Annotated in this window: 11 protein-coding genes; 2 read left to right on the top strand and 9 right to left on the bottom strand. The window is 62.2% G+C overall.

Going from position 1 to position 12443, the window contains the following annotated elements:
- Positions 1-7 precede the first annotated feature (7 nt).
- Together ABN482_RS16035 and ABN482_RS16030 are read left to right on the top strand one after the other, a co-directional pair.
- Complete coding sequence (locus tag ABN482_RS16035) at positions 8-1297, top strand: MFS transporter (RefSeq protein ID WP_349504915.1); 1290 nt, start codon at positions 8-10, stop codon at positions 1295-1297.
- Positions 1298-1499: 202 nt separating this feature from the next.
- The gene (locus ABN482_RS16030) at positions 1500-3359 is read left to right on the top strand and encodes a methyl-accepting chemotaxis protein (protein WP_349504914.1); all 1860 of its coding nucleotides are present in this window, start codon (positions 1500-1502) and stop codon (positions 3357-3359) included.
- A gap of 127 nt (positions 3360-3486) precedes the next feature.
- Here ABN482_RS16030 and hslO read toward each other — a convergent pair whose 3' ends face one another.
- The 9 genes from hslO to ABN482_RS15985 all read right to left on the bottom strand — a co-directional run bounded on the left by hslO (position 3487) and on the right by ABN482_RS15985 (position 12440).
- The gene (hslO, locus tag ABN482_RS16025; RefSeq protein ID WP_349504913.1) at positions 3487-4428 is read right to left on the bottom strand and encodes an Hsp33 family molecular chaperone HslO; all 942 of its coding nucleotides are present in this window, start codon (positions 4426-4428) and stop codon (positions 3487-3489) included.
- A gap of 9 nt (positions 4429-4437) precedes the next feature.
- Positions 4438-4959, bottom strand: coding sequence for a gamma carbonic anhydrase family protein (locus ABN482_RS16020; protein ID WP_349504912.1), 522 nt, complete (start codon positions 4957-4959; stop codon positions 4438-4440).
- 14 nt (positions 4960-4973) lie between these two features.
- On the bottom strand, positions 4974-6323 hold the full coding sequence (locus ABN482_RS16015) for an AMP-binding protein (RefSeq protein ID WP_349504911.1): 1350 nt from the start codon (positions 6321-6323) through the stop codon (positions 4974-4976).
- Positions 6324-6433: 110 nt separating this feature from the next.
- A complete protein-coding gene (locus tag ABN482_RS16010) occupies positions 6434-6979 on the bottom strand; it encodes an RDD family protein (protein ID WP_349504910.1) in 546 nt (181 codons plus the stop codon).
- 241 nt (positions 6980-7220) lie between these two features.
- Entirely contained in the window at positions 7221-8993 is a 1773-nt protein-coding gene (locus tag ABN482_RS16005) for a THUMP domain-containing protein (RefSeq protein WP_349504909.1), read from the bottom strand.
- Between the two features lie 5 nt (positions 8994-8998).
- The gene (locus tag ABN482_RS16000; RefSeq protein WP_349504939.1) at positions 8999-9427 is read right to left on the bottom strand and encodes a CopD family protein; all 429 of its coding nucleotides are present in this window, start codon (positions 9425-9427) and stop codon (positions 8999-9001) included.
- Between the two features lie 48 nt (positions 9428-9475).
- Positions 9476-10735: a glutamate-5-semialdehyde dehydrogenase gene (locus ABN482_RS15995; protein WP_349504908.1), complete on the bottom strand. Its 1260-nt coding sequence runs from the start codon at positions 10733-10735 to the stop codon at positions 9476-9478.
- Positions 10736-10851: 116 nt separating this feature from the next.
- Complete coding sequence (gene holA / locus ABN482_RS15990; protein WP_349504907.1) at positions 10852-11895, bottom strand: DNA polymerase III subunit delta; 1044 nt, start codon at positions 11893-11895, stop codon at positions 10852-10854.
- A 17-nt stretch (positions 11896-11912) separates the two neighbouring features.
- Complete coding sequence (locus ABN482_RS15985) at positions 11913-12440, bottom strand: LPS-assembly lipoprotein LptE (RefSeq protein ID WP_349504906.1); 528 nt, start codon at positions 12438-12440, stop codon at positions 11913-11915.
- Positions 12441-12443 lie beyond the last annotated feature (3 nt).

The raw sequence follows: 12443 nt of genomic DNA, 5'->3' as shown, positions 1-12443 counted from the left end.
GACAGGCATGGCCCGGTCCCCTCGCTATCTCAATCCGGGTGTCCGCCGTTCCGAAGCGGTGGCCTGGGCCTTCTATGATTTTGCCAACTCGGGCTACACCACCGTCGTCCTGACGGCCGTGTTCAATGCCTATTTTGTGGGCGTGGTGGCAGGCAATGCTGATTGGGCCACGTTGTTGTGGACATTGACTCTGTCACTGTCCTACCTGATCGTCATGGCCGTCATGCCCGGCCTGGGTGCCTGGGCCGATGCGCACGCCGGCAAGAAAAAAATCCTGGTCTGGAGCACGGTAGGCTGTGTCCTGGCCACGGCCTCGCTGGTTGGGGCCGGGCCGGGGGATATGGCGCTGGCGATTGTGGCGATCGTCGTATCCAACGTCTGCTACTGCATCGGCGAAAGCATGATTGCAGCTTTTCTGCCTGAACTGGCCCAGCCTCATGCCATGGGACGGGTATCCGGCTGGGGGTGGAGCGTGGGGTACGTGGGCGGCATGTTGACACTGGGGCTGGGGTTGTATGTTGTCCTGCAAGGACAGGCAGAAGGACAGGCGGCCGCAGGCTATGTGCCGTCAGTGATGTTATTGACTGCTGCCGTGTTTGCCGTGGCGGCCTTGCCGGCCTTGCTGTTGTTGCGCGAGCGTGGCCGCACCCAGGTGGGGCCGGTCGCTCAGTGGAAGGTGCGTCCGGGCCTGCGCCAAGCCTGGCAACGGATGGCCGATATGCCTGATTTTCGCTGGCTGTTGCTGTGCGGCCTGTTTTATCAGGCCGGTATTGCGGTGGTGATCACACTGGCAGCCGTCTATGCCGAACAGGTCATGGGGTTCGGTCTGCAGCAGACCATGATGCTTGTTTTCCTGGTCAATATCGCGGCAGCGCTGGGCGCTTTCGCGTTTGGGCATGTGCAGGATTGGCTTGGGCATCGCCTTGCCCTGGGCCTGACATTGGCGGGATGGCTGCTGATGGTGGTCATGGCTGCCATGGCCGAAAGTGTGGAGCTGTTCTGGGCGGCGGCAACCCTGGCAGGGTTGTGCATGGGATCGAGCCAGAGTGCAGGGCGGACGCTGGCGGGGATTTTCGCACCCGCACAGCGTTTGGCCGAAAGTTTTGCGCTGTGGACCTTTTCCGGTCGCCTGGCGGCCATTATCGGGCCCGTGACCTACGGTATCGTCACGTGGTGGACTGCGGGCAATCATCGGTTGGCGATTGCACTGACCGGTATTTTCTTTGTGCTGGGACTGTGGACACTGTGTCGGATCAATGTAGAGAGAGGGATGGTACGGGCCCGTCAATCTGCTTGAATCCCCGGCAGGGGGACTTGCACAAAGTTGTTACTTCCGTGTTTGGTCATGTCAGCATATGTAAGCCTGTGCTGTTATCTGGGCGCAAACGGCTTAGAATCCAATCAAAAATACTTCAAGGTGTTGCGTAATTATTGCCAATCGATTCTTTTGTGGCAATTTTGCGCGCATCTCCCGTCCTGTTTCTGATTCGGTTGCTTCAATGATTAAGACGTTGCGTTCCAGAATTCTTTTCATCAGTACAGCCACCGTGGTGGCTGCCTTGGTCATCACCGGCATAGCCGCCTACAGCATTGCGCGGGACAGTACCCTGCAGACGCTGGAGCAGGATCTCGATGCGATCACGGCAGGCAATGCCATGGCCATCGATCAGTGGGTTGCTGCCAAATCGCAGGCCGTGGTGGCGACTGCGGCTGCTATTGAATATGGTGATCCGCGCGAGTTGTCTATCTACATGAGCAAGGCCAGCGGTTTTCCGATCACGTCCGTAGGCTGGACGGATAAGAGCTTCAAGTCGACGGTCAATGTGGCCGCAGATTATGATCCAACGGCGCGCCCCTGGTACAAAACGGCCGCGCAGGCGGGCAAGCTGGTTGTTACGAAACCTTATCCTGATTCTGTGAGTGGCATCATCTATGTGGCATTTACCATGCCGATGCTGCGCAATGGTTCGCTGCAGGGTGTGTTGAGCGGTGCCGTGTCCCTTGATGGCGTGCGTGAGGTGGTGTCGGCCATTCGCCCGACGCCCAGCAGCAGTGGGTTTGTCGTCAATACCGAAGGTTTGATCGTGGCGCATCCGGATGCTCAGTATGTGCTCAAACCCGCGACTGAACTGTCCGATCGGCTGACCCCCGCCGCTCTGGCTGAACTGGTGAAAACGCAGTCTCCCATGCAGGCTGCGCTGGATGGCCGTGCCCATTTGCTTCAGGCCAAGCCGGTCAACGGCACGGACTGGTTGTTGGTAGTGGCCATGGATGAGGCCGAGGCGACTACGGGTCTGGGCAGCCTGCTGCGCACGCTGATCCTGGCGATCGTGGTGCTGGTGTTGTTGGCTGCCGCCGTGTCTGCTGCCTTGACTACCAAGTCTTTCCGTCGCCTGTCCCAGGTGCGTGATGCCATGGACAAGATCGGTTCCGGTGGTGGCGATCTGACCCAGCGGCTGCCTGTGTCGGGGCAGGATGAGGTTGCACAGATCTCGTCGTCCTTCAATCAATTCGTGCAGCAGATTGCGACGGTACTGCAGGATGTCCGCAATGGCGTCGAGTCGATGCGAACCGCGACCGACGAGATCAAGGCCGGCAACGTTGATCTGTCACACCGGACCGAATCGTCCGCCAGCAGTCTTGAGCAAACGTCCGCAGCTCTGGCAGAGTTGACCGCCAATGCGCGTCAATCGGCCGAGTCGTCCGACCAGGCGTCGCGCCTGGCGAAGGCCGCCAGTGCGTCAGCCGGCCGTGGGGGCGAGGCTGTCGAAAGTGCGGTCACGACCATGGATGAAATTTCTCGGACTTCGACCAAGATCGGCGAAATCATCAGCGTGATCGACGGCATTGCTTTCCAGACCAATATCCTGGCGCTGAATGCGGCTGTCGAGGCGGCGCGTGCCGGCGAGCAGGGCAAGGGCTTTGCGGTGGTGGCCGGTGAGGTGCGTGCGCTGGCGCAACGCTCGGCCCAGGCTGCCCGGGAGATCAAGACACTGATCGATGCGTCGAGCAGCAGTGTGCAGGCCGGTACCGAGCGCGTGCGTACTGCGGGCGTGATCATGGGCGAGATCGTGCAGGACATCCAGCACGTCACGCATATCATCGGTGAAATCAATGGAGCCATGACCGAGCAGAGCACGGGTATCGGCCAGATCAATCAGGCCGTGGCGGACATGGACAGATCGGTCCAGGAAAATGCTGCGCTGGTGGAGGAGTCGACGGCGGCCTCCATCACGCTCAATGAGCAGGCGCACTATCTGGCGGATACCGTGTCGGCCTTTACGCTGGAGTCGGGTTCAGAGCATGCGCAGGGACAAGGCCACAACAGGGCTGCGCCTCTGTTGCTGTCTTCTCGCTAGGTCATCCACGCCGTACCTGTTTCAGATACGGCGGGCAACAACCACAGGTTCGACAAGCACGCTGCGGCGGCAGATCGAATCTGTGGTTGCGTGTACGCCAGATAGAGGATGGCGACCGGCTGGCGGCTTAGTGCAGCCGGCCATGCTCCGAAGTGTCGGGCTGCTGTTCGAGCTGGCGTACCAGGGCGGTGGAGTCCACACTGTCGAGGTGATAGGGTTTGCCACAGAAGTCGCAGCGCACATCGATATCGCCATCACGCTCGGCAATCATGTCACGCAGTTCTTCGGCACCGAGCATACGCAGCATGTCAAGTACTTTGTCGTGTGAGCAGGTACAGTGCCAGCGCACGGGCTGCGGTTCGAATGCCAGCAGCGACTCTTCCCAGAACAGGCGGTGCATCAGAGTGTCGGTATCAGTCTGCAGTAGCTCGCCAGGACGCAGTGTGCTGGCCAGGTGGCAGGCACGATCCCAGGTGTGGGTTGTATCTTCGGTTGTTTCCGATGCCTGATCGAGGGCCCCGCCGTGGTCTGGCAGGCGTTGCAACAGCAGGCCGCTGGCCTGATGTTCGTTGGCCTCCAGCCATATCCGCGTATCGAGCTGCTCGGAGGCCGCCATGTACTGTTCGAGGACCTCTGCGATGGTGTCGCCTTCCAGAGGAATCAGGCCTTGCCAGGCATGCTGGCCAGGCTGCTTGCGGGAAGGGTCGAGGATCACGGCCAGTTGTCCCTGGCCGCCGGGGTTGAGCCAGGCCTGTACGCCACCCTGCTCGGGCAGGGGCTGGTTTTCACGAAGCTTGGCCATGGCCCGAATGGTTTTGTCGGCACGGCATTCAACGACGATCAGCGACAGCGGGCCGTCTCCTTGTGCCTGCAGCAGCAGGGAGCCATCGAACTTGAGGTTGGCAGCCAGCATGGCACCTGCGGCAGTCAATTCTCCCAGCAGGCGGGCAACGCCTTCGGGATACTGATGGTGCTGGTGCGCTGCCTGCCAGGCGTGTCCGAGGTTGAGGCCGACGACACGCACGGTACGGTCGGCAAACAGGTAGGTTTTCAGTAGATCGTCGCTCATGGCAGGATTTTAGTCTATCCGCACCAGTGCTTCACGGTAGTTGCGCGCTTTCTCGACATAGTGCCGGGCGTTGAGATGCATCTGCGTGATTTCTTCGTCAGAGAGTGTGCGAACGATCTTGGCGATGCCGATCACCAGTGAATTGTCCGGGATTTCCTTGCCTTCGGGTATCAGGGTGCCGGCACCGATCAGGCAGTTCCGGCCGATGCGGGCATCATTGAGAATGATGGCCTGCATGCCGATCAGGGCACCGTCGGCAATGTGGCAGCCGTGCAGCATCGCCTGATGCCCGACCGTGACACCCTTGCCGATATGCAGCGGATGGCCGACATCGACATGCAGTACGCATGCATCCTGAATGTTGCTCTGTGGGCCGATGGTGATTGTGGCATTGTCACCCCGCAGCGTGGCGTTGGGCCAGATACTGCTGTCTTGGCCGAGCACGACATCGCCTATGACGGTGGCGTTTTCGAAAACGAAGGCACTGGGATGAATGCGTGGCGTCTGGTCGTGCAGGCGGTAGATGGGCATGTCCTTGTCCTGTGTCAGGTGGGCACGGAGGGTGTGGTGTCGGTAGTTGGCCAGAGATAGCCTGCCTCATCCATGTACAGCCATTCTTCCGAGCCGATCCAGGGGGCGATGGGCTGGTGCAGGGTCAGGGTCGGATCTCGCCAGTAGCCCAGGGCCAGGGCAGGGTCTTGATGGTCGTGCTGGTCGGTGCGGCTGATCTCCAGGGTACCTGTGTCGTGACTGTCGTCGGCTGTTGTGTGGCCTGCCTGAGCCAGCCTGATGCGATGGCCCGGGTAGACCCGTCCCAGGCTGCCAGGCCTGCTGGGCCATTGGCTGGCGCTTTCGCCGATCAGGCTGACAGCTTCGCTGGGATGCTGATATACGAAATTGGCGGGAATGCCGAACAATGTCTGGCAATGGGCACTCAGGTCAGCCGGGGGCATCCTGCCTGTGACGACCAGATTGCGCAGGTGGGCTGGTCGTATTTCCGTACCGGCCCAGGTTTCGCGCAGGTGCTCGAACGCCGCAGCCGGAAAGGACAGACAGGTCAGCGGCAGTTGGTCGAGCAGTGCCTGCAGTCGCCAGGCTGTGAGCCGGCCTGCGGTGGCGGCCAGCGAGCGGCCGAAATAGAGCACCGGCAGGAGCGTGTTGAGCAGGGTGGTGCCGAGTGACCAGTCCGATTGTGTCCAGAGCACATCGCCGGACTGCGGAAACCAGTCATGGGCAGCAACGAAACCTGGCAGGCTGCCGATCAGGCTGACTTGTGAATACAGCAGGCCACGCGGCTTGCGTCCGGCAGCAGGGCCTTGCGGGTACAGCAGCAGGGCGGGATCGCTTGGCAGCATGGTCAGCGGCGTGAAGTGATCCTCCTGGCGCGCCAGCAGGGTACGCCAGGACATGACATGCTCGTTGATCATGTCGATGGCCAGGATCAGCGACAGGCTCGGGCAGCGATGCTGGATGCGCAGAAGGTTTTCGCCGCCTTCGCTGTCGATGATGGCGAGCCGGGCCTCGGCATGGCGCAGACGCTGTTCGAGCGCGTCGGGCCCGAGCTGGCAGGAAAGCGGTACGGCGATGGCACCGACACTGTTGACGGCAAGCAGGGCAGCCAGCGACTCGGGCCGCTGGCCCAGAACCAGGGCGACACGGTCACCCCGGACAATGCCCATGCGCGTCAGGCCGTTGGCCAGGCGAGAAACGGTGCGGGCGAGCCGATCATAGGACCAGGTATCCAGTCGCCCCTCAGGGTCGACGGCGTACAGTGCGATGCGCTGTGCGTCTGCCGCATTTTCGACCCAGCGGTAGCAACAGGCCTGCGCCAGACTGAAGCGGCCTGGTATCCACCATCCGAAGGTGTCGTATAGGGTCGAATAATGATCGTTCATGGCCTGCGTGTTCTTTCAGACATGCAATCATTACTGATGCTGCCGGGAACGGCAACCTTTTTCGGCCTGGTGGTTGTTTCAGCCTCGTCTATCGATGACCGGCATCAAGCTCAGACGATGGGATGCGGCTTGCGCTGGCGCGCTGGCAGCAGGGTCAGGCGGGTGCCGGCCAGGCGGTCGTGCAGGAATTGGCCATCCCGGTCCAGCCAGGTCCAGATAAAGATCGTGAACGGGGCAAAGACGATCAGCAGGCCGGACGATGACCAGCCCGTCCAGCGGCCGATCAGCCAGACCAGTGCGCCTGCAGCCAGGGGCAGTGGCCAGAGCAGCAGGTAACGCAAGGCAAGGCGCGCCAGGGAGGGGCGCTGCCCTTGCGCATCGACCAGCTTGATATGCCAGGTGGACATGGGCAACGTCTGGCCGCCACGGCGCCAGCACAGCAGGAAGTAGGCCCCCAGGACGACAAACAGCCATGCCTGGCGGGTGTGCCGCAGCAACAGCGCATGATCGCTGCGGGTCAGGGTGTCGAAGATGAAATCTGCAAGGAAAACCAGTCCGAACAGCAGGATGCCTTCATACATCATGCTGGCAAAACGGGGCCAGCGACCGGGTGTCTTTATCACGGCAGGAGAGAGAGATGAGGTGGACTTCGTCATCCCGCCATTATGACGTAAAAGGTGGTTTTTTCATGTGCTGTGGCGCACAGTCGCTGATGTGGTTCATTGACCAAGGATAAACCTGCGACAAAAAAAACCGCCATGAAGGCGGTTGAAAAAGAGTCTGATGACTCTCAAGGGGAAATCGAGGGTCGTATCGCAGCGTTGCCGCTGTCCGGATCCGATCCCGATGGCTGCGCATGAAGGGCAACCATCCTGAATACGGTTCCGATTATACGGGTTAACCCTGATCGTCTGCAACAGCTTTCGGTATTTTGTTGTCGCGGTAGCTTTCCTGCACCAGTTCGAAGGCAAACAGCCGGCAGTCGAGCGCGCCGTTGCGCAGCGGCGTACGTCGCAACGGCTTGAGCCGCAGATGTTTGGGCAGGTCGAGGTCGCTGGAAATGGCGTGCAATTGCCAGCCTCCGAATTTCTGCTTGAGATTGCTGGCCCAGGCAGGCCACAGGGCGGCACCATCCTGTGCGGTCATGCGTTCGCCATATGGAGGGTTGGCAATGATCCAGCCCTCTGTCGCCGGAGCATCGATAGTGCGTGCATCACCCTGTGCGAAATGGATGACATCGCCCGGCAGAGTGCTGCGCAGCAGATTCTGGCGAGCGGCGGCGATGGCATCGGCATTGATGTCAAAGCCGACCAACGGTGCCTCGGCCTGCGTCCTGGCGTTTGCCAGGGCGGCATCCTTGAGTGCATGCCAGGCATGTTTGTCATGGTCGCGCAGGCGCATGAAGCCGAAGGGACGCGAGATTCCGGGGGGAATGCCCAGTGCAATGTGTGCAGCTTCGATCAGAATGGTGCCGCTGCCGCAGAACGGGTCCAGCAGTGCGTGAGCGGGTGTCCAGCCGGAGAGCGCCAGCATGCCGGCGGCCAGGTTTTCGCGCAGGGGGGCTTCACCCTTGTCGAAGCGCCAGCCGCGCTTGAACAGGGATTCGCCGGATGTATCCAGGTAGAGCGTGCCGGTATCTTCGGTCAGGAACAGGTGTACCCGGGCATCCGGGCGCACGGTATCGACATCCGGCCGGGCCCCCTCGCGCTCGCGCAGCCGGTCGCAGATGCCGTCCTTGGCTCGGAGGTTGCAATACTGCAGGCTCTGCATGGGACTGCGAATGGCTGAGGTATCGACGCGCAGCGTCTGCTCCGGGCCGAACCAGCGCTCCCAGGGAATCGAACGCGCCAGTGCGAGGATATCGTCTTCGTGGTGTACAGGAGCCTGACCTACCTGAACCAGGATACGGGTGGCCAGGCGCGAGTGCAGGTTGGCCCGCATGATGCCGGTCCAGTCGGTACGGAAGCGGCAGCCCGCCCGGTCGGCACGGACATCGGCATAGCCCAGGGCCAGCAGTTCATCGGCCAGGGACTGCTCCAGCCCCTGGGGGCAAGGGGCAAATACGGCATAGAGGCCGTTGCTGTCCGGGACTGCTGCCTGACGTTGGGCAGGTGCCTCGTGGCGGGCAGGCTGACGAGGTTCGCGCCCTGGCTGCCGCGCGGGGCGGTCGCTGCGTTCGTGGCGGGCAGCCTGTGGGCGGGCGGGCGTGTTGCGCCGGTCAGTGTCGCGGGAGCCTGGTTTGGCAGGTTCCCGGCGTGGCCGGTCGGTACGGTTTTCTGTGTCTGCTCCGTGCCGTGTTCTGGCTCCCGGACGTGTATCTGGGCTGCGACGTGTATCGGACGCACGGCGAGTATCTGCGCCGCGAGTGTCGGTGCTGCGTGTGCCCTGCGTTGCCTGGCGAGCATGCGCTTGCCGGGCGGGGCGATCGTCAGCCTGCCTGTCGTTGCTGCGGCGCTCGCCGGGGCCGGACGCGGCGCGGCGCGCTTGTTGCGGTGCTGCGGGCTCTGTATCGGTCGCGGCGGCATTGGCCGCACGGCGGGGTTCGAAACTGGCATGCCGGGCCCGTGCGCCGGTACGCATGCGCGTGCCGTTGCCGGGCTTGTCGCTGCTTTCTTCCCGTGGTTTCAGGGAAAGGGTCTTGCGTGACTTGTCGGAGGAAGAGTCTGTCATGAATATCAGAAAGGTTTGAGCACGACCATGGTCACGATGCCGAACAGCAGCAGGACAGTGATTTCGTTGTACCAGCGATAGAAAGTATGGCTGCGCTTGTTCTCATGCCGTTCGAAGCGGGCCAGCATGGCACCACAGGACAGATGGTAGCCGATCAGCAGGGTCACGAAGAGCAGCTTGGCATGCATCCAGCCGTTGCCGGGGCCATACAGGCCGATGCCATAGGCACCATAGAGCGCCAGGCCGAACATGACGGCGGGCATGGCCAGCAGGCTGGTGAAACTGTACAGCCGGCGGGCCATGCCCAAAAGACAGGCGTAGGTGTCGGGATGGTCGGACTGCTGGGCAAGGTTGACGAAAATGCGCGGCAGGTAGAACAGCCCGGCAAACCAGGCGATGACGAAGAAAATATGCAGTATCTTGATCCAGAGCATTGCCATGGCAATCGTATCCTTCAGGTGTGAGTAGGCTGCTGGCCGGGTTCAGCCACGCGTCTGGCCGTCGCCGGTCAGCACCCATTTGTAGGTGGTCAGGCCTTCGAGTCCGACCGGACCCCGGGCATGCAGGCGGTTGGTGGAAATACCGATTTCGGCACCCAGGCCGTATTCGTAGCCGTCGGCAAAGCAGGTGGGCAGGTTGACATAGACCGAACTGGAGTCGACCTCGCGCTGGAAACGCCTGGCTGCGCCCAGGTCTTCCGTCACGATGGATTCGGTATGCCCGGAACTCCAGCGGGCAATGTGCGCCATGGCAACATCGATGTCTTCGACTACACGGATGGCCAGGATCGGTCCCAGATATTCGGTGGCCCAGTCGTCGTCGGTTGCGGGCAGGGCCTGTGGCAGCAGGGCGCGGGTGCGTTCGCAGCCACGCAGTTCGACGCCGTGCCCGGTGAGTGCCGCACCCATGCGTGGCAGGAAGTCCGGTGCGACATCCTGATGGACCAGCAATGTTTCGAGCGCACCGCAGATGCCGTAGCGGTAGGTCTTGGCGTTGAAGACGATGGTATGTGCGCGGTCGAGATCGGCTGCCGCATCGACGAAGATGTGGCAGTTGCCATCGAGGTGCTTGATCAGTGGTACGCGGGCTTCTTCGCTCAGGCGGCGGATCAGGCCCTTGCCGCCACGCGGCACGATGACATCGACGTGTTCGGTCATGGTGGCCAGCAAGCCGACGGCGGCACGATCGGCCGTGTCGATGACCTGGACGGCATGCTCGGGCAGGTCGGCTTCCCGCAGCCCTTGCCGGATGATGCGACCCAGGGCGACATTGGAGTGCAGGGCCTCGCTGCCACCACGCAGGATGGCGGCGTTGCCTGACTTCAGGCAGAGGGCTGCTGCATCGATGGTGACATTGGGACGCGATTCATAGATGATGCCGATGACCCCCAGAGGGACACTCATCCGCGCGATCTGCATGCCGTTGGGACGCACCGTGGTGGCAGACAGGCAACCGACCGGATCCGGCATGGCGGCAATCTGTCCGAGGCCGGCTGCCATCAGGTCGAGCGTCCGGTCGGACAGTTTCAGGCGATCCAGCATGGCTGGCTCAAGCCCGCTGTGTTCGGCGGCCTCGAGATCGAGGCGATTGGCGGCCTGCAGCGTATCTCGCTGTTCATTCAGGGCTCGGGCCATGGCACGCAGTGCCGCAGCCTTGGCATGATCGCTGGCGCGCATCATCTCGCGGGATGCCAGGCGGGCCTGGGCACCGATGGCAAGAAGGGTATCTGCTAGAGTCGACATAGGGGCTGTTTTGGGTGTCGGTGCAAGGATCAGGGCAAAAAATGCACCGAGAGGAAGTATACCGGGCAGGAAGGGGCTTCGCGATTGACCTGGCTCAGTGCCGTGTCGGACATGTATCAGGACGGTCGTGCGATGCGCAGCGCCAGCCGTGTCATCTCTTCCCAGGGATCCGCCATTCTGCCTTCGGCAGCCAAGCCCTTGATCAGGCGATCGACATCGTGGGCATGGCGCACGGCAGCGGGCCAGATGCGCGTGGGTACACGATCCAGGGCCTGTCGGGCCAGGCGCTCGTGATCGCCGAAAAAACGCAGCCGGCGCATCAGCGCGCCCATGTCCTGGCCACTCTGGCGGGCTGCGGCCAGTCTGGCCAGTTGGCGGATCTCGTCACCGACCGCCCAGAGCACCAGCGGCAGTGCCTCGCCTTCGGCGCGCAATCCATCCAGAAGTCGCAGGGTACGTTCTGCCTGGCCGGCCAGCATGGCATCGCGCAGGCTGAACACGTTGTAGCGTGCCACATTGAGCACTGCATTGTGTACGTCTTCCGCGGCAAGATCGCCTTCCGGGTACAGCAGGCCGAGTTTCTGGATTTCCTGGTGTGCGGCCAACAGGTTGCCCTCGACCTTGTCGGCCATCCATTGCAGACTGTCCCGATCAAGCTTCTGTCCCTGGCGGGCCAGCCGCATGCCGATCCAGGCCGGCAGCCGGGCACGGTCCACACTGGCGATTTCAATCAGACAGGCAGATTGCTCAAGGGCGGAAAACCATTTGCTGGTGCGGGTGGTCTTGTCCAGCCGGGGCAGGCTGATCATGACGATGGCTTCGGGTGTCCCCTGTGCGCTGTCGCGAGCTTGCTGCGCAGCAAGCTGCTGCAGTGCGTCGGCCCCCGGCTTGCCCGGCTTGCCCGAGGGCAGGCGCAGCTCAATCAACTGACGATCGCCGAACAGGGAGACGGCCTGCGTGCTGGCAAGTGCGCTGCTCCAGTCGCTGCGCGCATCCAGTGTCAGGACAGTACGATCGGTATAGCCAGCCTGTCGTGCCGCCTGGCGCAACGCATCCTGCACCTCGATGACAAGCAGGGCCTCGTCGCCGGTGATGCAGTACAGGGCCTGCAGCCTGGCGGGCGCAGCCGCCAGTTGCTCGAGGAAACGATCGGCGTCCATGTTCTGGCCGGGTCCGCTCAGTCCTGCGCTTCGCGGGCGGCCTGTGCCGCAGCCTTCACGTCAGGGGCGGTCAGGCGATTGATCAGGCGACCGATGAGGCTTTCCTCAAGGCTGCGGTACAGCAGTGTCATTTCGCCTTCCTTTGCCTGAACGATTTCGTCGCTGTAGGGCATGTCCTGACTGGCCGAGAGTGTGATGTCCGGAATCAATGGCTGGCCGGCCTTGTCTGTCAGGCGAAAGATGTAGAACACGCTGAGTTCATATTCTTCGACACGGCCATTGGGATCAAGTGAGACCTCCCGCTGGGCCTGAGAGCGCTGGATCTGTTGCAGGCGGGCATCGGCCTTGTTGGGTTCGGTGACCAGTCGCGTGCCAGGAGATGCCGCACGTATGGCACGTCGCAACTGGGCACCGAACAGGGTGTTGTCAGGCACACCCACATATAGCGTATCGAATGGCAGCGGCGTCGTGCCCCGCATGGTGAAGCCGCAGGCGGCCAGCGACAGCAGCAGGGCAAGGAGGGGCAGGATCCGCTTGATGCTCATGGC

The organism is Corticimicrobacter sp., from assembly GCF_040137905.1.
Taxonomy (GTDB): domain Bacteria; phylum Pseudomonadota; class Gammaproteobacteria; order Burkholderiales; family Burkholderiaceae_B; genus Corticimicrobacter.
This window is presented reverse-complemented; position numbering and strand designations above follow the sequence as displayed.